Source organism: Methylobacterium sp. E-046, assembly GCF_022829625.1.
GTDB lineage: Bacteria > Pseudomonadota > Alphaproteobacteria > Rhizobiales > Beijerinckiaceae > Methylobacterium > Methylobacterium longum.
Window position 1 is genome coordinate 1 of record NZ_JAKSYP010000217.1, and the last position, 26,807, is coordinate 26,807.

26 protein-coding genes and 1 pseudogene are annotated in these 26,807 nt (G+C 68.6%); 22 read left to right on the top strand and 5 right to left on the bottom strand.

The genetic code is table 11. From position 1 onward, the window contains the following. Window positions 1-623 precede the first annotated feature (623 nt). The 3 genes from MKK82_RS23585 to MKK82_RS23595 all read right to left on the bottom strand — a co-directional run bounded on the left by MKK82_RS23585 (window position 624) and on the right by MKK82_RS23595 (window position 4,320). Window positions 624-1,772, bottom strand: coding sequence for an alpha/beta hydrolase (locus tag MKK82_RS23585; protein ID WP_243986980.1), 1,149 nt, complete (start codon window positions 1,770-1,772; stop codon window positions 624-626). A 301-nt stretch (window positions 1,773-2,073) separates the two neighbouring features. Further along, the gene (locus MKK82_RS23590) at window positions 2,074-2,280 is read right to left on the bottom strand and encodes a hypothetical protein (RefSeq protein WP_243986981.1); all 207 of its coding nucleotides are present in this window, start codon (window positions 2,278-2,280) and stop codon (window positions 2,074-2,076) included. A 66-nt stretch (window positions 2,281-2,346) separates the two neighbouring features. Continuing rightward, entirely contained in the window at window positions 2,347-4,320 is a 1,974-nt protein-coding gene (locus tag MKK82_RS23595; RefSeq protein ID WP_243986982.1) for an AI-2E family transporter, read from the bottom strand. A 207-nt stretch (window positions 4,321-4,527) separates the two neighbouring features. Between MKK82_RS23595 and MKK82_RS23600 the strand changes: the two genes are divergently transcribed. The 18 genes from MKK82_RS23600 (at window position 4,528) to MKK82_RS23685 (ending at window position 16,458) form a co-directional block, all read left to right on the top strand. Next, window positions 4,528-6,090, top strand: a complete 1,563-nt coding sequence (locus tag MKK82_RS23600) for a helix-turn-helix transcriptional regulator (RefSeq protein ID WP_279603242.1) — start codon at window positions 4,528-4,530, stop codon at window positions 6,088-6,090. A 541-nt stretch (window positions 6,091-6,631) separates the two neighbouring features. After that, window positions 6,632-6,892: a GlsB/YeaQ/YmgE family stress response membrane protein gene (locus MKK82_RS23605; RefSeq protein WP_243986983.1), complete on the top strand. Its 261-nt coding sequence runs from the start codon at window positions 6,632-6,634 to the stop codon at window positions 6,890-6,892. Window positions 6,893-6,963: 71 nt separating this feature from the next. Beyond that, complete coding sequence (locus tag MKK82_RS23610; protein WP_243986984.1) at window positions 6,964-7,920, top strand: PhnA-like protein; 957 nt, start codon at window positions 6,964-6,966, stop codon at window positions 7,918-7,920. Next, the gene (locus MKK82_RS23615) at window positions 7,917-8,420 is read left to right on the top strand and encodes a YsnF/AvaK domain-containing protein (protein WP_409566833.1); all 504 of its coding nucleotides are present in this window, start codon (window positions 7,917-7,919) and stop codon (window positions 8,418-8,420) included. The genes MKK82_RS23610 and MKK82_RS23615 overlap by 4 nt, the downstream gene beginning before the upstream one ends. Further along, window positions 8,417-9,307: a YsnF/AvaK domain-containing protein gene (locus tag MKK82_RS23620; RefSeq protein WP_243986986.1), complete on the top strand. Its 891-nt coding sequence runs from the start codon at window positions 8,417-8,419 to the stop codon at window positions 9,305-9,307. The genes MKK82_RS23615 and MKK82_RS23620 overlap by 4 nt, the downstream gene beginning before the upstream one ends. Before the next feature lie 81 nt (window positions 9,308-9,388). Next, a complete protein-coding gene (locus tag MKK82_RS23625) occupies window positions 9,389-9,646 on the top strand; it encodes a 3',5'-cyclic-nucleotide phosphodiesterase (RefSeq protein ID WP_243986989.1) in 258 nt (85 codons plus the stop codon). A gap of 45 nt (window positions 9,647-9,691) precedes the next feature. Beyond that, window positions 9,692-10,156 (top strand): YidB family protein, encoded by a 465-nt coding sequence (locus MKK82_RS23630; RefSeq protein WP_243986991.1) that lies wholly within the window; start codon window positions 9,692-9,694, stop codon window positions 10,154-10,156. Window positions 10,157-10,268: 112 nt separating this feature from the next. Continuing rightward, the gene (locus tag MKK82_RS23635; RefSeq protein ID WP_091713696.1) at window positions 10,269-10,460 is read left to right on the top strand and encodes a hypothetical protein; all 192 of its coding nucleotides are present in this window, start codon (window positions 10,269-10,271) and stop codon (window positions 10,458-10,460) included. Between the two features lie 63 nt (window positions 10,461-10,523). Beyond that, complete coding sequence (locus MKK82_RS23640; protein ID WP_243946271.1) at window positions 10,524-10,886, top strand: CsbD family protein; 363 nt, start codon at window positions 10,524-10,526, stop codon at window positions 10,884-10,886. Window positions 10,887-10,932: 46 nt separating this feature from the next. Further along, entirely contained in the window at window positions 10,933-11,379 is a 447-nt protein-coding gene (locus MKK82_RS23645; protein WP_243986993.1) for a hypothetical protein, read from the top strand. Then, window positions 11,376-11,783, top strand: coding sequence for a phage holin family protein (locus tag MKK82_RS23650; RefSeq protein ID WP_313902113.1), 408 nt, complete (start codon window positions 11,376-11,378; stop codon window positions 11,781-11,783). Before MKK82_RS23645 ends, MKK82_RS23650 begins: the two co-directional genes overlap by 4 nt. After that, window positions 11,773-12,108, top strand: coding sequence for a DUF3618 domain-containing protein (locus tag MKK82_RS23655; protein WP_243946267.1), 336 nt, complete (start codon window positions 11,773-11,775; stop codon window positions 12,106-12,108). Before MKK82_RS23650 ends, MKK82_RS23655 begins: the two co-directional genes overlap by 11 nt. Continuing rightward, the gene (gene aqpZ, locus MKK82_RS23660; protein ID WP_243986995.1) at window positions 12,108-12,878 is read left to right on the top strand and encodes an aquaporin Z; all 771 of its coding nucleotides are present in this window, start codon (window positions 12,108-12,110) and stop codon (window positions 12,876-12,878) included. Before MKK82_RS23655 ends, aqpZ begins: the two co-directional genes overlap by 1 nt. Before the next feature lie 24 nt (window positions 12,879-12,902). Then, window positions 12,903-13,214 (top strand): hypothetical protein, encoded by a 312-nt coding sequence (locus MKK82_RS23665; RefSeq protein WP_243986997.1) that lies wholly within the window; start codon window positions 12,903-12,905, stop codon window positions 13,212-13,214. 30 nt (window positions 13,215-13,244) lie between these two features. Then, window positions 13,245-14,417 carry a chromosome partitioning protein ParA gene (locus MKK82_RS23670; RefSeq protein ID WP_243986999.1) on the top strand — a complete coding sequence of 391 codons (1,173 nt, stop codon included), beginning with the start codon at window positions 13,245-13,247 and terminating at the stop codon, window positions 14,415-14,417. A gap of 11 nt (window positions 14,418-14,428) precedes the next feature. Further along, window positions 14,429-15,205 carry a hypothetical protein gene (locus MKK82_RS23675; protein WP_243987001.1) on the top strand — a complete coding sequence of 259 codons (777 nt, stop codon included), beginning with the start codon at window positions 14,429-14,431 and terminating at the stop codon, window positions 15,203-15,205. 93 nt (window positions 15,206-15,298) lie between these two features. Next, entirely contained in the window at window positions 15,299-16,144 is an 846-nt protein-coding gene (locus MKK82_RS23680; RefSeq protein WP_243987003.1) for a transglutaminase-like domain-containing protein, read from the top strand. Window positions 16,145-16,266: 122 nt separating this feature from the next. Then, entirely contained in the window at window positions 16,267-16,458 is a 192-nt protein-coding gene (locus MKK82_RS23685) for a hypothetical protein (protein WP_243987005.1), read from the top strand. A gap of 79 nt (window positions 16,459-16,537) precedes the next feature. Here MKK82_RS23685 and MKK82_RS23690 read toward each other — a convergent pair. Further along, window positions 16,538-16,875: pseudogene (locus MKK82_RS23690) on the bottom strand (DUF1236 domain-containing protein). Between the two features lie 326 nt (window positions 16,876-17,201). On the opposite strand from MKK82_RS23690, the gene MKK82_RS23695 reads away from it, so the two are divergent. Next, window positions 17,202-19,865 carry an MHYT domain-containing protein gene (locus MKK82_RS23695; protein WP_243987007.1) on the top strand — a complete coding sequence of 888 codons (2,664 nt, stop codon included), beginning with the start codon at window positions 17,202-17,204 and terminating at the stop codon, window positions 19,863-19,865. Between the two features lie 114 nt (window positions 19,866-19,979). Beyond that, the gene (locus MKK82_RS23700) at window positions 19,980-21,806 is read left to right on the top strand and encodes a cation:proton antiporter (RefSeq protein ID WP_243987008.1); all 1,827 of its coding nucleotides are present in this window, start codon (window positions 19,980-19,982) and stop codon (window positions 21,804-21,806) included. 90 nt (window positions 21,807-21,896) lie between these two features. Here MKK82_RS23700 and MKK82_RS23705 read toward each other — a convergent pair whose 3' ends face one another. Then, the gene (locus MKK82_RS23705; protein ID WP_243987009.1) at window positions 21,897-23,405 is read right to left on the bottom strand and encodes a carbohydrate porin; all 1,509 of its coding nucleotides are present in this window, start codon (window positions 23,403-23,405) and stop codon (window positions 21,897-21,899) included. A gap of 210 nt (window positions 23,406-23,615) precedes the next feature. Between MKK82_RS23705 and MKK82_RS23710 the strand changes: the two genes are divergently transcribed. Together MKK82_RS23710 and MKK82_RS23715 are read left to right on the top strand one after the other, a co-directional pair. Next, window positions 23,616-24,644, top strand: coding sequence for a CorA family divalent cation transporter (locus tag MKK82_RS23710; RefSeq protein ID WP_243987010.1), 1,029 nt, complete (start codon window positions 23,616-23,618; stop codon window positions 24,642-24,644). 696 nt (window positions 24,645-25,340) lie between these two features. Further along, window positions 25,341-25,499: a DUF3606 domain-containing protein gene (locus MKK82_RS23715; RefSeq protein WP_243987011.1), complete on the top strand. Its 159-nt coding sequence runs from the start codon at window positions 25,341-25,343 to the stop codon at window positions 25,497-25,499. Window positions 25,500-26,807 lie beyond the last annotated feature (1,308 nt).

A 26,807-nucleotide genomic window follows, 5' to 3' on the forward strand; every position in this document is an offset into this window, starting at 1 on the left:
CGGCACCGGAGGTCTTCATGCCAGCCTTCTCCGCTTGGCCAGCTGCACTCGCCCGACCAGCTCCGCCGGCCAAGCTACCCGTGGCAGAGCGGCCAACCATGCACTAACTTTACTCTTGGACCACCTTGTGGGGGCCGATCAGCTTGCCCTGGTCCGCCCTGCGGCGGAACCATTCTGGGCGTCGTCACCACCCATGCTGAGGGCCGGGAATTCCAAAACGCCGGGAGGGTTGAGTTGCTCGAATATCGCATGGGTGGGGCCGAGGATTCTGTTCTCTTACCCCCCAACCGTCAGCTTGCCCACCTTGTCGTCTTTCTTCTGAGGGCGTGCCGACAAATTTCCGACAGCTGCTTGTAGATGCAGGCCTCCCTTTCCTCCCCACCGCCCATCAATGCCGTCACAATAGCTCGTGGCATCGCCGGTGCACTAGCGCGGGAGGTCTTTCTATTCGGGGGCGACGCGACGAAGGCGACGTCGAGGACAAGCGCACATGTCAAAGTTGTGTTGGCTTCGAAGGATTGATCACGGCTGTTGCACACAAGCATAGAAGCCAATTGGGCGCGGACTTGCTCGTAGTATCGCGTGACGCCGCGAAAGCTGCCCATGCCCGCTTCTTCGGTCCTCTACCGTCCGGCTCCCGTGACGGCCCGGACCGGTGCGCCCACAAGGTCGACCGTCGATCCAACCGTATCCTTGAAGCCGCTGCCGACGTTCGAGAGGTGCTCGCCATAGCTCTCGCGGGTCTGCGGATCGACGAGGGCCACGGGCGCCGCCACCGCCAGCGCGGCGCCCGTTGCCACTGTCGAGGCCGCGCCCGCCGCCGTGCTAACGAGCTTGTCCCCGATCCCGACCTTGCCGTCCGAGATCGGCTGGCCGTCAGCGAGCCGCTTGCCCAGGAGCGCGACCACGTCCCCGGAGGCGAACTTGCCGTGGTTTAGGGCGTCATCCGACTTCACGGAGGACAGGTTGAGGACGCCGATGTTCTCGCGCGCCAGTTCCGACTTGTACGGTTCGGCGTCCGGGTCGATGGCCCCCAAGCGAACGCTGTCGCCCCAGACGAGCCGCGAGACAGCCAATGCCTGGTCGTCGCCCGACACCATCAGCGTCAGCCTTGGGTGGTCCTTGCCCATGTCGTGGAAGGCACCCCGGGCGAGGTCCATGTCTACGTCCGGCGCCGCTAGGATGACGTTCCTGATCTTTGGCGCCACGCGCCTGTCGCGGATGGCCATCTGCCGGAGGCTTTCCAAAGTGAGCCAGTTGCCCATGGAGTGGGCCAGCACGGTGATCTCGCCGACGTTCGGGTCCTTGGATAGGTCGCGCAGCAAGGTCTCCAGGCCGTTGCGGGAGAAGTTGGTGCTCTCCCGGTCGTACCCGTAGGCGAGCACCGAGCCGCGGGACGGCCAAGTGAACAGCACCGGCGCGACCTCGGCTCCAGAATCGTGCACGATCTGCGCGAACCGGAAGACGGCATCCTCGAACTTGTTGTTGAATCCGTGTACGAACACGAGGACATGGCGCTTGCCCCGCCCCCTCACAGCCCTGCCGGTCCAGGCGGCGACATTGCCGTGTTCCACCGGTTCGGCGCGTAGGGCGACGAAGTCGGTGGCGGGATTGCCAGGCAGGCGTTCAGGCCATTGCACTGTGCCGGGCTGCCGGGTGGCATCGGGCGGTATTGATACCGCCAGGTCGGTGTAGGTCACCGCCTCGCCGCGCTCGCCGGAGAACAGCACGCCGCGGTCTATGGCGGACTTGCGGGTGGTGGCGACGAGCATGTCGACGCGGGAGGCGCCGGTAACGGATGTCGCGTCGGCGATGGGGAGGAGTACGCCCGTCGGTCGGCCACCGCAGGCCCCAAGTCCCAAAAGGGTCCAAAGCCCCGCGCAGGCGGCCATGGACCGCCCGATACATCCGATACTACGAAACACCCATAACCCCTAAGCACTGGCCTAGGTGGGTGACCAACTCACACTTCCCTAGGTCGGATATGCCTACGGGACAATTGCGGCGGGGAACTGACGACAGCCAGAGAAACGGTGCCCGTGACCATTCGACGACAAGCCCTGCGATCCGGCCTCAGTTGCCGTAGGGCGAGGCGAGGACGACGCGCACCTTCTTGGCCGAAGCCGCCTGGGCGGCGGGTGCGGGGACGACGTCCACCACGGCGGCCATCCGAACCGGCTCAGGCTTCCCGGGAGCGGGTTTGACGCTTAGCGTCCCGGATGCGGATGCCGGGGCGACGATCAGCGAGGAGATGGCAAAAGCGGCGAGGACTGTCTTCACGGCGGCCGTCCAAGGCTTGACTGTTTGATCGCCCAACAACGGTCAAGCTATCGCCTTGTTCCGCCCCTATGCCGCATTGGCCGCGACGGATGTCCCACCGCCCGTCGACGAACCATCGGCCACCTTGAGGCAGGCCTCGACCGCCTCACGCAGCGACGACACGTAGGCGTCGGCCCCGACCTGCCGGCCAAGCGCGGCATCGGTCAGCACCCCCTCGCCCACGGGCCAGAGCCCGACGAGCACTGGCACGCCAGGTGCCCGCCGCTTGAGGCGTTCGAGCAGGTAGCGCAGGTGCGACGGGTTGCCGGTGATGTCGAGGTAGGAGATGCAGACCATCGCCACGCCGGACAGATCGAGGTTGCGGATGCCCTCGCGCGAGGCGGATTGGTAGGCGGTCACACGGGCCCCGAGCCCATGCTTACGCAGGAGTTGCGCCAACATCGCCGAGGAGGCTTCGTCGAGGGGGCCGCGTCCGGCAAGGCAAAGTACCGGCGCCTCGCAGCGCCACGCCTCGGGCAGCATCTCGCGTGACGGGGCCTGGCCTGGCACGGCCTCGTTCTTCGGATGCGCGCGCTCGGCGAGCGTCGGGGTGTCGTTCGGGTTGACCGTCGTGTCGGTCCCGGCCGGCTCGACGTCGGAATGGTCCTCGAAGTCCTCGACCAGGGACCTGGCCGATGCTCGGATGTTTTCTAATTGCGCCGGTGTGACCACGCCGCGCGCATAATCGTTGGCGGCGAGCTGCAGGCCCTTGAGCGCTACCTCGTCGTAGTACGAGGACAACGAGCGCTCCTTGAGCATGGCCTCGCCCAGGTCGCGCGCCTCGTCAGGGTCGCCGGCCAACATGCGCTGGTAGAAGTTCTCGACAGGGGTCAGGGGCGGCCGGTCACCGAGCAGGATATCGAGAAATTCCAGGCTGTCGACGTGGCGGCCGAGTACCACGAGGCAGACCGTGAAGGGCGTGGCCAGGATCAGGCCGATCGGACCCCAGAGGAAGCCCCAGAACAGCGTTGAGACGATGACCGCGAAGGGTGAGAGGCCGGTGGAGTGTCCGTAAAGAAGTGGCTCGATGACCTGCCCGAAGATCGGTTCGGCGATCAGGAACAGGGCGGCGGTGGCGATGACCATGCTCCAACCCGGGTCCACCGCCGCAGCCAGGGCGACGGGCAGGATGCCGGAGATGAAGGCGCCGATGTAGGGCACGAAGCGCATCAGCGCCGAGAACACGCCCCAGAGGATCGGGTTGGGCACACCTATGAACCACAGGCCAACGCCGACGATGACGCCGAACGCGGCGTTCATGCCGAGCTGGGCCAGGAAGTAGGTCCCGAGCCGACCGGCTGCGTCGTCCATCGCCACCGTCGTGCGGTGCAGGTCGCTCGACCCGAACAGACGGATCATGCGGTTTCGTAGGTCCTCCCTCTGAAGGAGCAGGAACACGACGACGACCAGCACGATGCCGACCGTTGTAAGCGGCTCGAAGATCGGACCGAGCACCTTCTCCGCAAGTGCGAGAGGCGAGATCTCTGGTTCCTGTACCCGGACGAGCTGCGCCTTCGGTGTGTCGCCCCCCGGACCGGTTGCCGCGGTGGTGCCGGCCGCGTCGGCCTTCTGGGTGGCGTCGTGGACCTGGTGGCTGAACTTGGCGATGACTCGGTTGGCATCGCCGAGCCAGCCTTGCTGCAGGCCGGCGAACTTCTTCGAGACCGTTGCCTGGTACTGCGGCAGGTTGCCGGCAAGCCCCGCCACCTGCGTGCCGAGGACCGCGCCGATGCCGCCGATCACGCCGAGCGCGAGCAGCACCGCGACGATCACGGAGGGCACGCGCCCCAACTTGATCCGCCGCAGCAGGTTGACCACCGGGGCGAGGACGAAGCTGAGGAGCACCGCCAGCACGAGGGGAATGAACACCTCGCGCCCGAAGTACAGCGCTGCGATCAGAACGACCCCCACGGCGAGCGTGAGCAGACCGCGAAGGCCCGGCACCAGAGGCGGCGGCACCTGGGCGGGTGGACGCGGGACCACGGCATCATCGTTGGGCATACGGCATCCCTAGGCACGCTCGATTAGTGCGGCGCACCGCCCCATAACGTTGCCCAGAGCGATTGGTCCCAGGAATCCCGCATCCACTTCCGGGGAACGTCCGGCGGCTGGATGGGGACACTTCCCGTCGGGCATGTTACGTTCCCGGACCTTGGCCCGACGATGTCATCGCGCGCGATGTGTCGGTCGTGCCCCGGGGGGGCGATCATGAAGGCCAAGGTCACCCCGCCCCTCGCGGCGCCCGAGGAACGAAGCCCCGCCGTCCACGATGACGGAGCACCCCGGGGACGGATCGAGGGCGGCCACGGTCGCGAGAAGGGACCGGTTGCGACCGACGCCAACCGCTCCGAACTCCGGCAACTCGTCGCCGGGATGAGCGAGGGCGTGATCCTAGTCGAGCCCGACCAACGCATCGCCTGGGCCAACGACGCTGCCTTGGCCATGCACGGTGTCGCGGCCCTGTCCGACCTCGGCAACACGGTCGACGCCTACCGGGCCCGTTTCAGCTTGCGCTACCGCAACAACCAGGCACCGGGCCGTTATCCCATCGAACGCGTCGTCGACGGCGAGACCTTCCGCGACGTGGTCGTCGAGGTCCGGCACGCCGATCGCCCGGGCGTCGACTTCGTGCATTCCCTCCGAAGCCTCGTCGTCACCGACGCCGGGGGGCGCCCGACCTTCCTTGCGCTGATCATCAAGGACATCTCGGCGCAGTTCGAGGCCGAGGAACGCTTCGAAAGCGCGTTCAACGCCAATCCGGCCCCGGCCGTGATCGTGCGCCTGTCCGACCTGCGCCTGGTCCGCGTGAACACCGGCTTCCTGGAGATCACCGGGTACACACGCGACAAGCTCGTCGGTCGCAGCGTGTACGAGGTCGATCTCCTCGCCGAGGCTCACGGCCGGGAGAGGGCGCTGGAACACCTGAACGCCGGCGAGCCGATCCCTCACCGCGAGGCACTCCTGAAGCGCCCCGATGGCGGCACGCACGCGGTCATCGTCGCGGGCCAGCCCATCGCGATGGCCGACGTCGCCTGCATGCTGTTCACTTTCGCCGACCTCGAACCGCGCCGCATTGCGGAAACAGCGTTGCGCCAGAGTGAGGAGCGCTTCGCCAAGGCATTCCGGCTCACTCCGGTCCCGACCGTGCTGACCCAGGCCTGCGACCATGAACTGACCGCGGTCAACGAGGCGTTCGTCCGGGTGTTCGGCCGAACCGGGAAGGAGACCGTCGGACGGACCGTGGCGGAGACCGGGCTATGGGTCGACGACGTAGCCCGTGAACGGTTCGAGGCGACCTTGGAGCGCGAAGGGTCCGCCCTCGGCATCGAGACCTGCGTCCGCGACGGTGGCGGGGCGTCCCTCGACTGCCTGGTCTCGGCCGAGCGCATCGTCATCAACGGCGAGGATGCGGTTCTAATGGTCCTGCAGGACATCACCGAGCGAAAACGGTCGGAGCGCGAACTGTATTCAGCCATCGAGACGGTGATGACCGACGCCTCGTGGTTCAGTCGAGGCCTTGTCGAGAAGCTTTCGGTCCTGCGCAATCCCGGCGAGGCAGGGAAGCCCGCGATGCCCGACCTTACTTCCCGCGAGCGTCAGGTATTGAACCTGATCTGCCGGGGGGACAGCGACAAGGCCATCGGCCAGGCTCTCGCCCTGTCGGGCAGCACGGTACGCAACCACGCCGCCGCCCTTTACCGTAAGATCGGCGTAAACCGCCGCACCCAGGCCGTCGTCTGGGGACGCGACCACGGCTTCCCGGCGACCTAACCGCTAGACGAAAGGCCCGGACCGGTACGTAAAACGTACGAACCGGTACGTTTCGACGATGTGCGCGAGACGGAACGCAAGCCATCTTACTCAACGGCGCGCCACGGGCGTCGATTGGGGACCGAATGGCTAAGGAACCCAAGCCCACGCTGGAACAGGTCAAGGCCTCGGTGCGTGACGCGCTGAGGAAGCTCACCGGGGACCCGGGACCGGCGACCGAGATCGAAGCGCCTAAAACGCGGAAGAAACCCTCGACAGGCCCAAAGCCGAAAACTGTTCGGGACTGAATGATGCCCAATCCATTTCCCTAGAACTCAGGTTCGGATCGAAAATAAGCCGGACTGGCGATGCTAATTGGCGGAATATCACGATCCTAGGCCACTTGTCGCGCATCGGTACTGTCCGCCGAACGGATCACAACTGGCCGGTACAACGGGGTGCCGCCGACGTGCCTCGACCCCGGCGCCCGAGAGAAGACCGAACCCCGAAATTTCCCGCGTGGCATCGGCACGGTCCGATCCCGCATGCCCGGAGCCCGCCTATGTCCCTCCTCGCCTGGACCGTGCTCGGCCTGATCGCCGGCTTCATCGGCAGCAAGATCGTCAACAACACTGGCCAGGGCCTGTTCGTCGACATCCTGCTCGGCGTCGTCGGTGCCGTCGTCGGCGGCTTCCTTTTCAATCAGTTCGGCCAGCCCGGCGTCTCCGGGGTGAACCTTTACAGCCTGCTCGTCGCCGTCGTCGGCGCCGTGATCGTGCTGTGGATCTACCACGCCCTGGCCGGCCGCCGCCGGGTCCTCTGACCCGGCGCACCCCTTCCGCCGATTCTCGGCCGAAGACCGACCCGACCACTCCCGACGAAAGTGTTTCCACGATGGCGTTGTCCCCCGATACCACCCGTCCGGCCTATGACCGCGACCTGCCGACCACCAGCCTGGCCACCCCGGCTGAGGACATGCGCACGATGGCGCTGCATTCGGTCTCCTGGGGGGCGGTGTTCGCCGGCGCGGTGATCGCGTTGGTCGCCCAGGTCATCCTGAACATGGTCGGGCTCGGCATCGGCCTCTCGACCGTCGACCCGGCCGGCAACGGCACCCCGACCGCCGGGTCGCTCTCGTCCGGTGCCGGGATCTGGTTCGTGATCTCCGGCATCCTCGCCGCTACCGCCGGCGGCTGGCTCGCCGGGCGCCTCTCGGGGAAGCCCGCCAACACCACCACCGCCTACCACGGGCTGCTCGCCTGGGCGGTTTCGACGCTGGTCGTTGTGTACCTGCTGTCCTCGGCGGTGGGCGGCATCGTCAGCGGCGCATCGAGCGCGGTGTCGAGTACGCTCGGCGGTGCCGGCAACCTGGTCGGTGGTTCAGTGAAGAATGCGGCACAGGCGGCTGCCCCGTCGCTGCCGGGCATGGACAACCCGTTCTCGAACATCGAGAGCAAGGTCCGCAACGGCACCGGCAACGATCCCGAGGCGCTCAAGAACGCCGCCGTCAGTGCCATGCGCGCCGCCGTAACCGGTGACGCCGCCCAGCAGAAGGACGCCCAGGAGAAGGCCGCGGTGGCCCTTTCCAAGGCGCAGAACATTCCGGTCGAGCAGGCCCGGACCCAGGTGGCCGACTACACCAAGCAGTTCAACGACACCGTCGCCCAGACCAAGGAACAGGCCAAGCAGGCGGCTGACACCGCCGCCCGCGTCGGCTCTCAGGGCGCGCTCTACGGTGCCCTGGCGCTGATCCTCGGTGCCCTGGCTGCCTTCTTCGCCGGCCGTGGTGCCGCCGTCGATCCGGTGCTCACCCGCGCCGCCCCCGTCGTCACGACCCAGCGTCGGGTCTGACTGTGAGCGACCCCGCCGCCATCGAGCCGCGTCTTCTCGGGGCGCAGGACAAGCCGGCGACTGAGGTCGCTCTCGGTGAGACCGTATCGCTCCCGCTGATAGAGGAGACCGCCCGCATCGACAAGCGGGCGGTGGAGACCGGGCGGGTGCGGGTCTCGACCCTGACCGAGACCATCGACCAGGTCCTGCGCGAGACCCTGCGCAGCGACATGGTCGGGGTCACCCGGGTGCCGATCAACCGGACGCTGACTGAGGGCGAGATGCCCCCGGCAGTCCGCGAGGAGAACGGGGTGACCATCATCCCGGTCCTGGAAGAGATCCTCGTCGTCGAGAAGCGCCTCTTCCTGAAGGAGGAGGTGCACGTCCGCCAAACCACGGCGGGCGAGGACGTCGAGATGCCGGTGACGCTGCGCAGGCAGCACGCCGTGATCGAACGCGTGTCCCCCGAGGGGCACGTCACGGCCCTGCCCCACGCACTGCCATCGGAGATCGAACCATGACCCAGACCATCACCGCCATGTACGACACCTACCCCGAGGCTACCGCCGCCAAGGCGAAGCTCGTTGCCCTTGGCATTCCCGAGGTTGGGGTTCGGATCCTGTCCGGCAGCGAGGTCGGCACGACGACCAGCGCCGCCACGACCCACGAGGGCGGCATGTGGGGCTCGCTGAAGGAGTTCTTCATGCCGGAGGAGGACCGCCACCTGCACGCCGAAGGACTGAACCGCGGTGGCACCATGCTGACTGCGACGGTCGAGGACAGTTACGCAGAGCGGACCTACGACATCCTGGAGGAGCACGGCTCGGTCGACATGGACGAGCGTGAGGCGTCCTGGCGCAAGGAGGGTTGGACCGGACAGGCCGCCGGCGCGCCGGTCATGGCCGCCACCCCCGTCACCTCGACGAAGACCACCGGCCTCCACGCGGCGGGCGGGACCGAGACCGTCGCGGCCCGGGGGACCGCGCAGGGCACTGACTATATCCCGGTGGTCGAGGAGCGCCTCAACGTAGGCAAGCGCATGGTCGACAGCGGTCGTGTCCGGGTCCGCTCCTACGCGGTCGAGAAGGCCGTCAGCGAGAACGTCACCCTGCACGACGAGACCGTGCACGTCGACCGCCGCGTGGTCGACCGGGCGGTGACGCCGGGGGACATGGCCCTGTTCGAGGACAAGGTCATCGAGGCCACCGAGATGCGCGAGCAGGCTGTGGTGTCGAAGGAGGCGCGCGTCGTCGGCGAGGTCGGCATCCGCAAGGAGGCGTCCGACCGCGTCGAGACCGTGACCGACAAGGTCCGTCACACCGAGGTCGAGGTCACTGACGAGCGCGGCAACGTCGAGCGCACCGGCACGGCCGGAACCACCGGGACCGCCCCGCGCAAGCCGGTCTGATCGAGGGATCGGGAGGGGTCCCGTGGCCCCTCCTTTCCGAAGAACGAACCCCAGGCAAGCATCGAGCACGGCCCCCGCCCCATGATCCGCATCACTCGCTTCCTTGTCCTTTCCTTCGTCATGGCGGCCGGCTCCGCCGGTGCCCAGGGCGACGATGCCGCCACGAACCATCTCCGGACGTTCTGCTCCGGGGACTATCTCAGCCTTTGCAACGGCATGGATCCGAAGGGGTCGGAGGTGGTGGCGTGCTTCCGCAGGAACATGGGCAAGCTCTCGCCCGGCTGCCGGACCGCCATCGACGAATACAAGGCGTCCAAGGGAACCGGTTCGAGGTCCTGAGCCGCCCGGAACCCGTACCTCGCACACCCGAACGGGAGAACGAACATGAGTGACGGCTTTCCCTCCATGACCGCCTTGCTCGGCCTGCTCGCCGTGGCCGGGTTCCAGAACAAGGACAAGATCGTCGAGATGCTCGGCGGCAGTCATTCAGCGCCTCAAGCGGGGTCCGCGGCCGCGCCCGGCCAGGCCGGCCTCGGGGGCCTGCTCGGCAACATCGGCGGTGCGCTCGGCGGGGCCGGCGTCGGCAACGTGCTCGGCGGGGGCCTGGGTCAGATGGTCGAGAGCTTCCGGCAGAACGGCCACGGCGCGGCCGCCGATTCCTGGGTGAACCACGGTCCCAACCACGAGATCGCCCCGCCCCAGCTGCGCCAGGCCATCGGTCCCGATGTCATGGACGCCCTGTCTCGGCAGACTGGGCTGTCGCACGACGAACTGCTTTCCAGGCTCTCCCGGGAGCTTCCCTCGGCGGTGGACCGCTACACCCCCGACGGCAGGCTGCCCGCCCTCTGAGGCGGCGCGCCTGAGGACACCCCGCACGCCGGTCTGGATCCGTCCCGTCCGGACGCGCCGGTCGACACGACCGTAACGAGCACCGTGACGGTGCCATCCGAGGAAAACCACCATGGCCAAGACCGCGCACGACGAGGCCGCCAAGCACCACGAGGCCGCCGCCAAGTCGCACAAGACCGCAGCAGAGCACCACGAGAAGGGCGACGAGGAGAAGGCCGCCAAGCACTCCAAGGAGGCCCACGGCCACTCCGAGAAGGCGCACGAGAGCTCGACCAAGGCCCACGGCAAGAGCGCCAAGAAGTAACGCGACCCCATGCAACCGCCGGACGCGCATCCCGCGCGTCCGGCCTCACTCAGGAGAACACCCATGGACGAGAACCGCATCACCGGTGCCGCGAAGGAGTTCGGCGGCAAGGTCCAGGGCGCCGTTGGCGACGTGACCGGCGACCGCGAGACGAAGGCCAAAGGCGCCGCCAATGAAGCCAAGGGTAACGTCGAGAACCTGTACGGGCAGGCTAAGGACGCCGTCCGAGACGTGGCCGACCAGGCCGGCGATCTTGCGCAGGGCGCGCTCAAGCAGGGCCGCGACGCCTTCCCCGACGCCGAGCGCGCCTACCGCCAGGGCGCCGACACGGTCACGAGCTACGCCAAGGAGTCCCCGCTGATGATGGCGGCGATGGCGGGCGCACTCGGCTACCTCCTCGCGATGGTCGTCCACGGTCGCCGCTAGGTCGGTCCCCCGTTCCAACACCGTCCCGCAGGTCCGGAGCAGCACCATGAACAATCCGATCCGATCTGCGGGACCATCACCCGCCGCCGACGGCCCTATGCAGGCGGCGCGCTCGCCGGCGGGCCTGGCAGACGCCGTGCGTGATCAGGCGAGCGGCTATGCCGACCGGCGCAGGACCGAGGCGGCCGGCTTCCTGTCCGAGCTCGCCAGAGCGCTGCGTTCAGGCAGCGACGAGCTTGACGGACAGGCGCGGGCGAAGCCCTTCGTCCACACGGTCGCCGACAACCTCGACGCGCTCTCGGACCACGTCGCACGCCGTGGCTTGCGCGAACTCCTTCGCGACGCCGAAGCGGTGGCGCGAGGCAACCCGCTGGCGACGGCCCTGGTGGCTGGTGCGCTGGGGTATGGCACTTTCCACCTCCTGCGGTCCGGGAACGGCGATGCGCTCAAGTCCCGTGGTGAGCCCAGGCAGCCCTGGGGCGGGTATCCGTGAGCGCCGTTCCCCCGCCGTCCGGCGGACTCCAGGGCCTGATGGCCGAGGCACTCCGCGGTGCCGGCGATGTCTTGCGGGGCGAGATCGCCCTGTTCCGGCGGGAGATGGCGGACAACCTGCGCCGCCTGATCGTCGGCCTCGCGTCGATGGCCGGCGCGGCCGTGTTCGCCGTCGTCGGTTTCCTGGCGTTGGTCGACGCCCTGATGAAGTGGCTCGCCACCGTCGTCGGCTCGGAGGCGCTCGCCGCCCTGATCGTCGGCACTGCCTTCCTCGTCATCGGCGTCGTCATGGCACTGATGGCTAAGAGCCGGTTCACGGTCGACGGGCTCATCCCGACGCGGACAGGCCGGCAGCTCCGGCAGGATGCTGTCGTCATCAAGGAGCACGTGACGCATGACGAGTGACGCAGATGGCTTGGAGCGTGAGATCGAAGCGAGCCGTGGCCGCCTGGACCGGACGCTGGACAGGCTGACCCAGCGCCTCACCCCCACCGGGATCGCAGAGGACGTGCTCGGCACCGTCCGGCGCGACGCGACAGGGGCCGGCCTCTACGACGGCGCGTTGGCGGCGGTCCGACGCAACCCGGTGCCGGTGCTGCTGATGTGCCTCGGTGCCGTGATGCTGCTCAAGGGCATGGGGCCGCGTGCGTCGACGACCTACCGCGCCGTGCGCGATCCCGACCGGTACGCCGCGGCGGCGGTCACCTCCACCCCGATGGACTCCCGCTGATGCGTCCCTACCTCGCGGAGTTCATCGGCACCTTCGTCCTGGTGTTCAGCGGCTGCGGCAGCGCCGTCCTGGCAGCCGACCACATCGGCTACGCCGGGGTCGCGCTGTCGTTCGGCTTCGTCTTGATGGCGATGATCTACGCGTTGGGTCCGATTTCGGGCTGCCATCTCAATCCCGCTGTCACGCTGGGCCTGACCCTGAGCCGGAAGTTCGATGCGGCGCGCCTGCCCGGCTACATGGCCGCCCAGGTCCTCGGCGCGGTCGTCGCCGCCTCCCTCCTCTACGTCGTCGCGCAGGGCCATCCGGGCTTCGACGTCGCCTCGGGCTTCGCCTCGAACGGCTACGACGCGCGCTCGCCGGGCCACTACAACATGACGGCGGCGTTCATCGTCGAGTTCGTGCTGACGGCGCTCCTCGTCCTGACCATCCTCGGGGCGACCGACCTGAAGGCGCCGGTGGGCTTCGCCGGGCTCGCCATCGGCGCCGCCCTGACCGTGATCCACCTCGTCTCGATCCCGGTGACCAACACCTCGGTCAACCCGGCCCGCAGCATCGGGCCGGCCCTGTTCGCCGGCTGGGACGCGGTGGGGCAGCTCTGGCTGTTCGTACTCGCCCCGCTCCTCGGTGGGGCGGCCGCGGCCGGGCTGTACTCGACGATGCGCGCCCTCGACCCCGTGGTGCAGATGCCCGTGCGGCAGGCGGTACAAGCCTTGCCGGCTGAGCTTGAGCAGCGCCTGGAGAAGGCCGGCATCAAGCCGACAGAGTTCTAGCGCCACCACCGGAGGGGTCCGCCGATGCCGACCATGCGAACGCAGATCCATGCCAGTGGCAACGACGACCGGTGGTTCCTCTGCCACGGCGACGACACGGCCGACGTGTTCGTGTTCCACGAGCCGAACGGACCGTCCGGGGGCTCGCCGTCCCGGATCGAGCTCACGGCCTTCCTCGCCTCCGGGAACGGATCGCCGGAGCACCGCGCTCTCCTGACGATGATCGGCTCCCTGGTCGAGGCGGCACATGCAAGCTCGGTCCCGCCCGTTCGCGGTGCCGAGCCGGGCGCCGCAGCTACCGAACCGACCCCGGGCGAGGCCGCCTCCTCGATCTGACCCCAAACCCTCCAAGCCCGCGAGACCGCAATGGCTATCGACTATCGCTCGGAACTGCGCCGACCCCTCCCGTTCAGCCTCGCCGTCATCGCCGCGGTGCTGCTTCTCTGGCTGGTCGTGGCCTCTATCGCCGGCGCCAGGCAACGCGGCGCCAGGGACCACCGCATCGGCGAGTTGGAGAGCCAGCGGACGGCCCTGCAGACGGACCTCGACCAGCAGCGGTCGACTGCCGGCACTTTGGCCGCGCTCCAGGCCAGGATCGCCAAGGCCCAGCAACAGGACCGGGACGCGACCCAGGCCGGCGAGCAGGCCAAGGCCAAGTCAGTCAGCCTCGTATCGGAGCGGCAGGCAGCGGAGGGCAAGGCGGCGGAGGCGAAGGCGGCATCCGAGGCGGAGGCCAGGAAGTTGGCCGACCTTCAGGCGCAGGTCACCCAGGCCGAGCAGAAGCTCGCGCCGATGAGGGAGGCTACCACCGCGGCCGAGCAGGCCGCGACGGCCCGGACGAAGGAGCTTGCAGACGTCGGGCGCCGCCTGGAGGAGACGCGCCAGCAGGAGGCCAAGCTGCGTGCCGACATCGCCGCGATGTCCCAGGAGGCGACCGCCAAGACCACCGATCTCGCCAAGGCCGAGGAGAGCCAGCAGAAGGCCCGGGAAGGTTCAGCCTCGGCCCAGAAGGAACTTGCCGACGCCAGGACCGCCACCGAGCAGGTTACGAAGCAACGGGGCGACCTTGAGCAGGCCATCGCTGGCTTCAACGCCAACAAGGACAAACTGACCGCAGAGATCGCCGGGGCCGGGCAGCACTTGCAGCAGGCCAAGGATGCACTGGCGTCGACCCAGGCCGATCTGGCCACCGCCAAGTCCGAGCGCGACCGGGTGATCTCGGAGCGCGGGCAGGCCGAACAGGCCGTCTTGAAGCTGACGGCCGACCGCGATGGCGCGAGCTCGGCGGCGGAGGCACTCCTGAAGCGGCAGGCTGACACCCAGGCGCAACTCGCCACGCTGACCGAGACGCTGGCCGGCCGAAACAAGGAGATGGCCGTCGTCGAGGATCGACTTGCGACGACGCGGCAGGAACTCGCGGCTATCCAGGCACAGCTCGCCGATACGCGGCAGAAGCTCTCGGATCAGCCCCCGCCCATGGCCGTGCCCCCCGTTCCGCCCCAGTCGCCGGCACCCGCCGTCGTACCCAAGGCGAACTGAGCCGGATCGGGATGACGACATCCATTCTGGTCCTCGCCGCCCTGGCGGCGGTCGTGCTCGCGGTCGTGCATGTCGTGACGCCGTCCTTGCGGTTCCTGGACGGCTCGCCCAGGAGCGTCTGGCTGTCGGCGGCCGGCGGGGTCGCGGTGGCCTACGTCTTCGTGCACTTCCTGCCCGAGTTGGCCAGCGGCGAGGCCAGCGTCGGCCGCATGGCCGGCGGCACGCTCGGGGGCTTCTCGGAGCGGCATGTCTACCTGATCGCGCTCGGCGGCCTGATGGCCTTCTACGGGCTGGACAGGCTGGCCAAGGTCGACCGCTCGCGCCGTGCCGGCATCCCGGTCACCGACGCCCGGGGTTCCGCCCCGACGGCCGACGTCGGCACCGGGGCCGGGGTGTTCTGGATCCACATGGGGTCCTTCGGCCTCTACAACGCACTCGTCGGCTACCTCCTCCTGCATCGCGAGACGACGGGCGTCGGCTCCCTGGCGTTCTTCACCGTGGCGATGTCCCTGCATTTCGTGGTCACCGACTACGGCTTGAACGACGACCACAAGGCGGCATACCGCAGGACCGGACGTTGGGTACTGGTCGCCGCCGTCGTCGCGGGGTTCCTCGTCGGCGCGGTGACGGTGGTGTCGGACGCGGCCATCGCCGCACTGACGGCCTTCCTCGGCGGCGGCGTGATCCTGAACGTCCTCAAGGACGAGGTGCCGAGCGAGCGGCAGAGCCGATTCTGGGCCTTCGCGCTCGGGGCCGTCGGGTACGCCGCGTTGCTGCTCACGCTTTAAGCCGGTCTTCCCCGGGCTGGGCACGGCCCATGCAGGCATCGCCGGATACCGCCGAACCGAAGAGGCGGCGAACTCCCAACCACGGGGACGAACATGAGGATCAGGGCCGGATACACCATTGGCTACGACACGTTCGGGCCGACCCCACTGATCTACCAGCTCGGCGTTCACCCCTCTCGCACCCACGACCTGCTGACCTCTGACACGATGCGGGTCGACCCGCCGGTGCCGACGCGGACCTACACGGACGGGTTCGGCAACACCTGCGTGCGGCTGCTCGCGCCGGGCGGTCGCGTCACGGTCTCGGCCGACTTCCTGATCGCCGACAACGGCGAGCCCGACGCCTACGTACCCGACGCCCGGCAGCTCGCCGTCCAGGACCTACCGGACGACGTGCTCGTCTACCTGCTGGGCTCGCGCTACTGCGACACCGACAAGCTCGCCGGCACGGCCTGGTCGCTGTTCGGCAGCGCCCCCGAGGGCTGGGGGCGGGTGCAGGCCATCGTCACCTGGGCGCACGAGCGCATCCGGTTCGACTACCAACTCGCCGACGCCACCCGCTCGGCCTTCGACGGGTACCACCAGCGGGTCGGCGTCTGCCGGGACTTCGCCCACCTCGCCGTCACCATGTGCCGGTGCATGAACATCCCGGCGCGGTACTGCACCGGCTACCTCGGCGACATCGGCGTGCCCGTGGACCCCAACCCGATGGACTTCTCGGCGTGGTTCGAGGTCTACCTCAACGGCCCGCAGGGACCTCGCTGGTACACGTTCGACGCTCGGCACGACGCCCGTCGGATCGGGCGGGTCGTCATCGCCCGCGGTCGTGACGCCACCGACGTCGCCATCTCGACGAGCTTCGGCACGGCGCTGCTCGCCCAGTTCGACGTCCACACCCTGGAGGTCGCCGACGACTTCGTGCTGCAGCCCCGGGGCTGACGTTCCCATGCCGCCGGATCGCGATACGGCCTTGGGTTCGCGAGGCATTCCGGGGTGGGCAAGCCTCGGCGGACAGGCCCCTCATCCCGTGCTATGGGACGGTTCGTTCGGAGAGGCGATCCATGACCGACACGAACGCGACCCGAGCCATCGACGTCGAGGCATCCGTCGCTCGCTGGCACCTGACCCTCGCCAGGCTCGCGGACAACGACAACGAGCCGCGGGGCATGCGGGCCGGGGCCATGGCCACGATGCTGGGCCTGCCGCTCGCCTCGACGGTTGCCGTCGCAGCCTGCCTTCGGTTCCTACTCTAGGACGTTTGCGCGGGTCACGCCGTCGGCGTTGATCGGCAGCGACCCAGGCACCTCGGCCCGGGTCGCCCCCTCGCGTGGCTCAGTCGATGATTTCGACGATGCGGCCGCTGCCGCGCTCAACCAGCACCGTGCGGCCGTTGACGACCGTGTAGCGGCTGCCGCGGGCGCCGTACTGCTCCGGGACGTCGTAGTAATTCACGCCCGCCGACGGCAGCACCGTGCCGATCCGGACGTCGCCGTCGTAGGCGTAGGAGGCGCGGCGCTCGCCGCGACGTAGGTGCGGAAGCGCGGGCGGTCGTCGACGCCGAGGATGCCGTTGACGGTGCCGGTCGCCGCGCCGATGGCGCCCCCGACGATGGCCCCGATGGGACCGCCGGCCTCGCGCCCGTCGTCGGCACCTTCCTGCGCGCCGCGCACGAGACCCTGCGCCTAGGCGACGGCCGGGAGTGCGAGGGCAAGGGCCGCCGCGGCGAGAATGAACTTGGTGTTCATGGAACCCCCCGATGCCAATCGCGGCCGGTGGATGCCGGCGCATACAATTGGTTCGATGCCGGGACGTATGTCCCGACCGCCTCGGGATACGGGCTACGATGCCGGCGGATTTGCGTCCGGATGGCCGCGGGACCATCGAATGTGCCGATCACCGTCGAGGTTGATCGACCGTTCTCTTCACGAATGGGCGATTGCCGCGATACCGCTGTGTTTTTGTGCCATGGCTCCGTGGGAACGCACCCGGAATTCCCATGGTCCATACCGGCTACGACCCCGCCCTCGTCGCGCTTTCCATCGCCGTCGCGGTGTTCGCGTCCTACACCGCGCTCGACCTCGGTGGCCGCGTCCGCGGGGCCGCGGCCCGCCTGCGCTGGGCATGGGTGGCGGCGGCCTCGCTGGCGATGGGCGGCGGCATCTGGGCGATGCACTTCGTCGGCATGCTCGCCTTCGAGATGGGCATGCCCGCCGCCTACGACCCCGGGATCACCGTGGCCTCGCTGCTGCTCGCCATAGCCGCCACCGGCGCCGCGTTCGCCTGGGTCAGCCGTGAAGGGGCGGGACGGCGCGACGTCCTGGTCGGCGGCCCCCTGATGGGTTTCGGCGTGGCCGGGATGCACTACACCGGCATGGCCGCGATGCGGGTGCCCGGCAACCTTGCCTACAGCCCGCCCATCGTCGCGGTGTCCGTCGCCATCGCGGTGACGGCCGCGACCGCCGCGCTGTGGCTGACCTTCCGGCAAAACAGCGTCTGGCAGAAGCTCGCCGCGGCCGCGGTCATGGGTCTGGCGGTCGCCGGGATGCACTACACCGGCATGGCAGCGGCGACCTTCACCGCCGAGGACGCCGGGGCACACGCCGCTCACGCCGGCGGCGTCGGCGTGGGCCAGCAGCACCTCGCCCTGTACGTCGCGGGCACGGCCTTCATGATCCTGTTCATGGCCATCGTCGCATCCTCGTTCGACCAGCAGCGGGTGCAACGCCATTTGCATGCCAGCGAGGGCCGCTTCCGGGCCGCCGCCGAGGCGGTCGGCGACATCATCTGGACCGCCGACGCGCGGGGCGCTATGACGGGCCCCCAGCCATACTGGCAGGCCTACACCGGCCAGTCCGAGGCCGAATGCCAGGGCGTGGGCTGGGCCGAGGCCGTACACCCCAACGATGTCGAGCCGACCAAGGCGGCGTGGCGTGAGGCCGTCGCGGCGAACAGGGGCTACGAACTTCGGCACCGAGTCCGGAATCAGGACGGCGAATACCGCCTGTTCGCGGTCAAGGGACGGCCGGTGCGCAATCCGGACGGGACGATCCGAGAGTGGGTCGGGGTACACGCCGACATCACCGAGCGCGAGGCACACGACACGGCGCTGGAGGCGGCCCGCGATGCCGCCGAGGAACACAGCCGCGCCAAGAGCCGGTTCCTGGCCAACATGAGCCATGAGCTCCGGACGCCGCTCTCAGCCGTGATCGGCTACTCCGAGATGCTGGAAGAGGAGGCCGAGGAGCTCGGCCAGGACAGCCTCCTCAAGGACCTCGGGAAGATCAAGTCGAACGCCCAGCACCTCCTCGGCCTGATCAACGACGTGCTCGACCTGTCGAAGGTCGAGGCCGAGAAGATGGAACTCTACCCCGAGGACATAGACGTCGCCGCCTTCGTCGCGCACGCTGCGGGCACCGTCGATTCGCTGGTCGCCAAGAAGGGCAATGTTCTCGTCTTGAACGTAGCCGATGACGTCGGCCGGGCGCGCACGGACGCGACCAAGCTGCGGCAGTGCGTGTTCAACCTGCTGTCGAACGCGGCCAAGTTCACCGAGAGCGGCACCATCACGCTGAGTGCCGCCCGCGAGATCGACGCGGTCGGCGACTGGCTCCGGTTCACGGTGCAGGACACCGGTATCGGCATGAATCCCGATCAGGTCGGGCGGCTGTTCGAGCGGTTCACCCAAGCCGACGAGAGCACCACGCGCAACTATGGCGGTACCGGCCTCGGGCTGGCTCTGAGCCGCGCCTTCGCCCAGTTGCTCGGCGGCGACATCACGGTCGACAGCGTCGAGGGCCAGGGGACGAGCTTCACCCTGCGCGTCCCGGCAGCGGCTCCCGAGCAGGTTTTCGAGGCGGCACCGGCGGTTCCCGAGAACCAGGTGACGGTGGGTGACCTCGTGCTGGTCATCGACGACGAGGCCAACCAACGCGAGCTGATGACCCGGTTCCTCGAACGCCAACGCTTTGCCGTGCGCACGGCCGGCGACGGACGAACAGGCCTCGACCTCGCAAAGTCGCTCAAGCCACGTGCGATCCTACTCGACGTGATGATGCCGGAGATGGACGGCTGGTCGGTGCTGGCCGCCCTGAAGGCCGATTCGGAGACCGCCGGCATCCCCGTGGTCATGGTGAGTTTCGTCGCCGACGCGGCCCTCAGCGCCTCCCTAGGGGCGGTCGAGGCGGTACCCAAGCCCGTCGACTGGACGCGGCTCCGCACGATCCTCGACCAGTTCCGGGCGGCCGACGGCGACGTGCTCGTGGTCGACGACGATGCCGACATGCGCCACCGCCTCCGGACGGTGCTGGAGCGCAACGGCTGGAGCGTGCGCGAGGCCGGGAACGGCTGCGAGGCGCTCGACCAGGTCCAGCACGGCGTGCCACGCCTCGTGCTGCTCGATCTGACCATGCCGGTCATGGACGGGTTCTCGTTTCTCGACCGGCTCCGGGACCTGCCCGGCTGCGCCGAGGTCCCAGTGGTGGTACTGAGTGCCCGGGACATCACGGCGGTGGAACGCGAGCGCCTGTCCGAGGCCGACCAAATCCTGCGCAAGGGCGACACCAGCCTGCAAGACATCGCCACCGAGCTGCGCAAGCTCGACAACCGTCAGACGGACGCCGGGGATGCGACCCCGACAGAGGCCTTGGCGGGAATCCCATAGGCTCCAACCCGTAGTAGGGCATGTGATCCGACCCGCACGACGGCGGAGGTGCCGATCCCTCGGCTGGTGAAGCGTCGGACGGTCGCGACGACAGGTTTGCCCGGAGGGGGATGGATGGAACACGGTTTGGCGACGGCCGTCCTCTGCATCGTGGGCGGTGGCATCGCCGCCCAGGTGCTCGCAGCGCGCCTGCGCATCCCCGCCATCGTGCTGCTGCTCGCGCTCGGGTTCCTTGTCGGACCCGTGCTCGGCTTGCTTTACCCGTCCCGCGACTTCGGGGAGAACTTGCGCCCCTTGATCGGCTTGGCGGTGGCCATCGTGGTGTTTGAGGGTGGCCTCGCGCTCGACTTCCGCGAACTCAGGGCCTCCGGCGAGGGCGTTCTCCGGCTGACCGCCTTCGCGCTGCCCATCAACTTCGTCCTCAGCACCCTCGCCGCGCACCTCATCGGCGGGATGATGTGGGGCCCCGCGTCGGTGTTCGGTGCTATCCTCGTCGTGACCGGACCGACCGTGATCCTGCCGCTGCTGCGCCACGCCCGCCTGGAGCGCCGGTCCGCCGCCTTCCTGAAGTGGGAGGCCATCGTGAACGATCCGGTCGGGGCCATCCTTACGGCGGTCGTCATCGAGATCCTGGTGGGCGTGCCGCACGGCGCGGACGAGACCCCGGCAGTCGCCCTGGCGCTCCACCTCGCCGCGGGCGTGCTGGTGGCGGGCGGCCTCGGCGTTGGCTTCGCCCTATTGGTGGCCTGGGCGTTCCGGCGGGATCTCGTCCCGGAGTCGCTCAAGACGCCGGTGCTGCTCGCGCTCGCGCTCGTGGCCTACGTCGTCCCGAACCTGCTCATGCACGAGGCCGGGCTGATCGGCGCGACCGTCTTCGGCATCGCGCTGGCGAACCGCCACGTGCCGGGCCTGGGCGAGTTGCGCCGGTTCAAGGAGGCGCTCGTCGTGCTGCTGGTGTCGTGCCTGTTCGTCGTGCTGACTGCCGACCTTGACCTCGGCGTCCTCGGCAAGCTGTCTCTGCCCATCCTCGGTCTCACCGCCGCCATCCTGTTCGCGGTCCGCCCGGCCGCCATCTGGCTCGCGACACTAGGCAGCGACCTGTCGCAGCGGGAGCGACTGTTCGTGGGCTGGATCGGCCCCCGCGGCATCGTCGCGGCCGCCGTCGCTGGCTTGGCCGGCCCCCGCCTCAGCGAGGCGGGCTACGCAGGCGGCGACCTGATCCAGCCCACCGTGTTTGCGGTCATCGTGGCCACGGTCATCCTTCACGGCTTCTCGCTGGGACCGCTGGCCCGGCGACTGGGCTTGTCTACCGCGGCCGAGACCCAACGGCTCGCCGTCGTCGGAGCGTCCCCATGGGCGAGCGACATGGTCGTCGCCCTGCATCGCGCGAGCGTGCCTGTGGTGCTGATCGACACCTATCCCGGTGCGCTCCAGGCCGCCCGTGACGCGGGGGTGCCAACGCTGCAGGCCGAGCTCCTGTCGCGGCATGCCGAGGAAGGTCTCGCCGACCACCCCCCAGACCATCTGCTCGCCGCGACCCGGGACGAGCTCTACAACGCGCTGGTGTGCACAAGGCTTGCCCCCGAGATCGGCCGCGAGCGGGTCTACCAACTCGCGCCGTCGTCGGACCACCTCCTGCATGCGGACACGGGCGTCAGCCGGGATACCCGCGGCAAGGTTCTCGGCGACGGCAAGATCGACTTCGATGCCCTGGCCGGGCGGCACGAGGCCGGCTGGCGATTCGAAGTCGCCCCCGCGAACGCGGAGGCGCAAACCGACGCGGTCGCCCTGCTGATCATCAAGACGGACGGGGCGGTCGAACTCCTCTCGGTCGACAACGAGCGTGCGTCCCCCGACGAGGGTGACCGCATGCTTGCCTTCGCCGCGCCGAATATTCCTCACCTCGACAAGGCGGAAGAACCGTCTCCGATGCACGCCTGACGAGCGCTATCCGCACGGCGTTCATGCCTGAAGGGTCCGCTCTTGGGTTGATTGGCGATTTTCGATGGCCCGCATGAAGTCGAACCTCGCTCAGTAGGTCAGCGTCGCCCGCATGCCGACGACCGTGGCGTTCTTGATCCGCCGCCCGAGCGCGTCGCGGGGGTCGGGGATATTACCGCCCGGATGGAAAACGTACTGCAGGTTCGGCTGCACCGTCACGCCCGGCGCGAGGACCGCTTGGTACGTGGCCTCGACCAGCGCCTCGAACCGCCGCCGGGGCATCGCGATGCCCGACTCCAGGATGGTGTCACGGTCGAAGCCCCGGGCCGACGGCGAGATGCGCGCGTACGACACCGCCACGCCCGCCGTATCGTTCGACCGCCCAGACAGCAGCCCACGGTAGCCGATGCCGGCGTCGAGGTAGAGGTCGATCAGGTTGCGGTCGCCCGGCGACGTCACCGCCCGCACGAATGCGCTGGCGCCCTGCCCGGCGTCGTCCGGCTCGCGGTACACGGTCTGGTCGATGATCGCGTACAGCCCATCGTTGCCCCTGAACCTGTGGGCGACCCCGCTGGTCGAGGGGTCGGCGAGCGAGCGACCGGTATCGTCGACCCGAAGCGAATCGAACCGGCCGAAATGGTGCCAGCCCCCGAGCGTCACCGTCCCGGGCTCGTCCAGGACTTGCCCGGACCCGGCCCGTTCCTCGAAGTTGTACGCGTAGGCGACCTCGGCGATGAGGAACGCCGGGTCGGACAGCCTGAAGTTCGTGCCGGTGCGGTCGCGCCGTTGCGGGTCCGGGTCGTTCCACGCCCGCGCCGGACCGGCCGAATCGCCGTCGAACAGACCGACCTGGAACGAGAGGTTCGGTGTTGGGAGGTACTTGACCCGTATCGCCGGGGCGCCGAACGGGTAGGCTGGGCCGCCGCTCGGCAGGTTGGTGCCGGCGATGGTCGGCCAGCCGAACGTCGAGTTGATGAACAGCGTGGCGGTCTGGCTCACGAGGAACTCGGTGTCGGCCGCCACCTGCCCGAGCTTGACCGCCAGTTGCCCGTCGAGAAGCTGCTGCTCGACCCAGAGCTCGTACAAGCGGGTGGACGGCAGCGCCTCCAGTTCGCTGACCACGGCGAGGTCGTTGACGGCGGTCCGGGACAGCCCGGCGCCGTTGATCTGGTAGGCCTCGACCCGGAACGCGGCGCCGTGCCAGCCGGCGAGGCGGTCGAGGTCGGCGTCGAGCTGCATGTCGAGCCGCCCGAGGACCGTCGCGGTCCGGCGTGTGCCGCCGCTGGTGTCGCCGAGGATGTCGGCGATGGCGTTGAAGCTGAGGACGACGCCGCGGTCGGACAGGAAGCGGCGCAAACCGGTCGGATCGGCCGCGTCACCGAGCACGGACTGGATCGAGGTCGTGGCCACCGCCGACGGCTTGCCCGACACCTCGGGCTGGGCGACCGAGGTGCGCGGGTCGCCGCCGGCGCCAGTGTTCGCGGACTGGGCGACCGCGGCGATGGGTGCGAGGCACAGGGACAGGGCGAGGGCGACACGGGACGCTCGCGCGTTCCTGGCGTGCCACCGCCGCGCGGGTTCGGCCGAAGGGCTGGACATCTTGCCCGCCGTTCGGAAGCGACGGGTCGCTTCGATGTCCGGTCGGATGCCCATGCCGCTCGTCGGTCGCCCTCGATTCGGCTACGAGCCGCACCATACGGGCTCAGTGCCACCGCTCAAAACGTCCGGGCGCCAATTCGGTTTTGTCAGCGCGCGGCCATCAGACAGGGCATCGATTGTACCCCTCCCATGAACCGATTGGATCGACCGGTGAAAGCTTCCACCGAAACCAAGGATACACTGGGATCGACCCGGCAGGGTGAGCCGCTCTGGGCCATGGCGTTCGACGCGGACGGGCGGGGGCGGTCCGTCCCGGCGGCGCAGGCGGCGGCCGACCTCGACGCGTTCGGCGGCGGGTTCCTGTGGATGCACTACGACCTGGATGCCGCCGATCTGACGGGACTTGCAGGTGACGGCAAGTTCGGTCCCATCCGGCTTGCTACCGCCGTGTTCGCCCCCGACGAGCACCAGCGCGTCACGGTCGAAGCCGACCACGTCGGGGGCGTCGTCGCGGACATCGCACGCCCGGGCGCGAAACCGGCCCCGGCGGGCAGACTCCATTTCGTCATGGGACCGCGCAGCCTCGTCAGCGGGCGCCGCGGACCGGCGGAGAGCCCGGACGCGACCCGTGCCGCAGTCGAGGGCGGCGATACCGTCGCCTCGCCGAGCTTGCTTCTTGAGACCCTCGTCGGGCACGCCGTCTCGGCGATGGCCACCACCGGGCGGAGGCTCTCCGACGCCCTCGACGGGATCGAGGACCACATCCTCGACGGACGGCCCCGCGACGACCGCCGCCGGCTCGGGCCGGTCCGCCGCAACGCGGTGCGCCTGCACCGCCAGATCACCGGCCTCGCCGCCGTATTCCACCGGCTGGAGGCTGACGGGGCGACGGACGACGTGCACGGACCCGCGGTCGCGGCAGCGGCGCGGCTCGCACAACGCCTCGACGCGCTCGACCGTGACATGACCCTGCAGGCGGAGCGGGCTCGGCTGCTGCAGGAGGAGGTGTCCGAGCGCATCGCCGAGGCGACCAACCGGCAGCTCTACGTCCTGTCGGTGCTGTCGGCGCTGTTCCTGCCCCCGACCTTCCTCACCGGTCTGTTCGGCATGAACGTGAAGGGATTACCCCTGGGCGACGATCCGCACGGTTTCCTCGTCGTGTGCGGTCTCAGCCTGGCGTCGGCCGTCCTGGCCTTCGCGGTTATCCGCCTGCTCGGCATCCGATCGCCCAGAGCTTGAGCAGGTTTTCCGCGACCGTTCGTACAGTCAACTGACCCTGGGGCGATTGCTCCCGCCCCTCATGTCCGAAGCGAGCGGCGGCCTGAACGCTCGCGCGCAAGGCGGGCACCGGTCAAGCGTCATCGGGTTGAAGGACGCCGTCGCCCGGCCGATGGACGCCGGGCGCGCCATCACCTGCGAGTAGCGCGGCGACGAGTTCGGCCAGGCGCGACGGGAGGTCCGCGTTCTTGGGAGGCACCATTCGCCCTGCTAGCACCCGGGCGACCTCGGCGAGGACTGGTCGGTCCTCGCCAGCATGGTGGTGATTGCAATGGATCATGGCTGCGGCCTTCGCGAACGCGCATCATCCGACGGGCGCGGCCGACGAAATGTTCGATGTGGTGGATACGAGAAGAAGAGCACCAAACGTCATTGGTTGCATTTTTTCCTGGGTTCCAATTCGTATAAGTTCCATACTCAATATGAATCGGAGCTCGCCCAAGGCGGACAGCCTCCGCTGCTGGCATCTTTCCGATTGCTTAAAGTTGGTACCGATGTCGCCTTACATGGACGGCGGGACGCGCTGTCGGATCGCCCGCCGAACCTGTGCATGAGCGGTGGAACGCATCTCCATGGGTCACAACACGACGGGTGCGGTCGCGTTGTCCCGACAGTGGACGGCGTCCCTTCGCGAGGCCTAGCAGGGAGAGAGCACAGGTGACCACCGAGACCGAACGCACGCACCTCGACATCCACGACGGGTCCAGCCGCGAGTCCTACGCCAGGCTGTTTGGGGTCAGCGAGGAGCAACTCCGCAAGGCCGTACGCCTCGTGGGCAGCCGCGTCAGCACGCTGCGTGGCCACCTCCGGCGCTGAGGCCGGGGCCGCTGACGGCTTGAGGCCGGAGGCGACGAGCGGGTTGGTCTCGGACGCCGAGCCGTCCCCGGCGTAGCACGCGTTCAGCTGGGCCATGCCGACGACGCCCTGGATGTTGCGGCGATGCCACGCCCTGTGGGATCGCGCGGATGAAACGGGACGGCGAACTCCACGGCCTGTTACCGAGGCCATGGAACACTATCGCTCGACCCTGGGCGCCGTCGCCGCCATCGGCCTCTGTCCTCGCTTCATCCCCAACTCCTCTGCACCAGGCTGATCCTCTCAATCAGCCTGGTCCAAAGCCAGCCGGTCAGGTCAACAGCAGGCTTAGGCGGCCTCAGTCCATTTTGGTATGAGGACGCCAATCGGCCGTTGCGATCGATAACGTTCGTTTTAGGCCCGCGAACCAACAAGTAGTTCCTAGAAACGAACGTTACACATCGGGCTGGTCGCAGGCACGCGATCACGGCTAAATACCTGTAATTTCGATTTTTGCTGGATGCCGGTTTCGGGACGGATAGTCCAGGAGGCCTGCCTACGTCTCGCCGACGTGTCGGGTCCAAGGCGGCCACGCTCACGCAGCGGCCATTCACAAACGGCCTTGCCCCTAATCTCCGAGCCGGCGTGCCCCGCGGGATCGCATCGCCCCTAGAACGTAACGGTCGTTCGTAAATATGATCTCGTGACGGAACACGTCCATGCCGTTCCTTCAGTCCCCTTCGGACCGAACATCCATGATCGCCCAGCCTCGATTGCGCCGCTCTGGGACCATCAAGGTTCGGTTCGGCGTGCGAGGCCCCTGCCGCCGAACGACCTCCTGCCTCGCAATATCCGGGATTCGGCCAGGATCAACGATCGCCGGACCGCCCGGGGACTGAGATGGCGGCAGTCATCCTCAGGGCGGTCCGGCATCCCGAGCATGAGTCGAGACGAGTCGATGCTCATCGGATGATCGTAAGAGGACCAGGTCCAATTGCATTGCCGACCGCCCCCCGAAGACGATCTCGACTGTTCCATCCCGGGGCCTTGCGTGCCGTGGCTCGTGCCGGGCAAGGCCCTGCCCGTTCGGTATGGACGCGATCCGGCATGGCCGCCCCGATCTCCGAGCACTCCATCGACGGTCGACCGACGCCCGCGCGGCAAGCCCCGTCGTTCCGGGACGCCCCGGATGTGATTAGGCGTGGAATAAGGACCCCGTTTTCGGGGTGATCGGCGTCCAAACGGGACCCCCAGGACAAGTCATCCACACTGCCTTCCGGCTCGAACGGGAGGCTTGCGCGGGATGTTGGTCGTGGAGACGGTCGCAAA

Bases quoted from the DNA above. Each gene is read 5' to 3' on its own strand.
- MKK82_RS23585 (WP_243986980.1), bottom strand. From the start codon at position 1,772: ATGCTCGTCGCCACCACCCGCAAGTCCGCCATAGACCGCGGCGTGCTG.
- MKK82_RS23595 (WP_243986982.1), bottom strand. From the start codon at position 4,320: ATGCCCAACGATGATGCCGTGGTCCCGCGTCCACCCGCCCAGGTGCCG.
- MKK82_RS23600 (WP_279603242.1), top strand. From the start codon at position 4,528: ATGAAGGCCAAGGTCACCCCGCCCCTCGCGGCGCCCGAGGAACGAAGC.
- MKK82_RS23605 (WP_243986983.1), top strand. From the start codon at position 6,632: ATGTCCCTCCTCGCCTGGACCGTGCTCGGCCTGATCGCCGGCTTCATC.
- MKK82_RS23610 (WP_243986984.1), top strand. From the start codon at position 6,964: ATGGCGTTGTCCCCCGATACCACCCGTCCGGCCTATGACCGCGACCTG.
- MKK82_RS23620 (WP_243986986.1), top strand. From the start codon at position 8,417: ATGACCCAGACCATCACCGCCATGTACGACACCTACCCCGAGGCTACC.
- MKK82_RS23625 (WP_243986989.1), top strand. From the start codon at position 9,389: ATGATCCGCATCACTCGCTTCCTTGTCCTTTCCTTCGTCATGGCGGCC.
- MKK82_RS23630 (WP_243986991.1), top strand. From the start codon at position 9,692: ATGAGTGACGGCTTTCCCTCCATGACCGCCTTGCTCGGCCTGCTCGCC.
- MKK82_RS23635 (WP_091713696.1), top strand. From the start codon at position 10,269: ATGGCCAAGACCGCGCACGACGAGGCCGCCAAGCACCACGAGGCCGCC.
- MKK82_RS23640 (WP_243946271.1), top strand. From the start codon at position 10,524: ATGGACGAGAACCGCATCACCGGTGCCGCGAAGGAGTTCGGCGGCAAG.
- MKK82_RS23645 (WP_243986993.1), top strand. From the start codon at position 10,933: ATGAACAATCCGATCCGATCTGCGGGACCATCACCCGCCGCCGACGGC.
- MKK82_RS23655 (WP_243946267.1), top strand. From the start codon at position 11,773: ATGACGAGTGACGCAGATGGCTTGGAGCGTGAGATCGAAGCGAGCCGT.
- aqpZ (WP_243986995.1), top strand. From the start codon at position 12,108: ATGCGTCCCTACCTCGCGGAGTTCATCGGCACCTTCGTCCTGGTGTTC.
- MKK82_RS23665 (WP_243986997.1), top strand. From the start codon at position 12,903: ATGCCGACCATGCGAACGCAGATCCATGCCAGTGGCAACGACGACCGG.
- MKK82_RS23670 (WP_243986999.1), top strand. From the start codon at position 13,245: ATGGCTATCGACTATCGCTCGGAACTGCGCCGACCCCTCCCGTTCAGC.
- MKK82_RS23675 (WP_243987001.1), top strand. From the start codon at position 14,429: ATGACGACATCCATTCTGGTCCTCGCCGCCCTGGCGGCGGTCGTGCTC.
- MKK82_RS23680 (WP_243987003.1), top strand. From the start codon at position 15,299: ATGAGGATCAGGGCCGGATACACCATTGGCTACGACACGTTCGGGCCG.
- MKK82_RS23685 (WP_243987005.1), top strand. From the start codon at position 16,267: ATGACCGACACGAACGCGACCCGAGCCATCGACGTCGAGGCATCCGTC.
- MKK82_RS23695 (WP_243987007.1), top strand. From the start codon at position 17,202: ATGGTCCATACCGGCTACGACCCCGCCCTCGTCGCGCTTTCCATCGCC.
- MKK82_RS23700 (WP_243987008.1), top strand. From the start codon at position 19,980: ATGGAACACGGTTTGGCGACGGCCGTCCTCTGCATCGTGGGCGGTGGC.
- MKK82_RS23705 (WP_243987009.1), bottom strand. From the start codon at position 23,405: ATGTCCAGCCCTTCGGCCGAACCCGCGCGGCGGTGGCACGCCAGGAAC.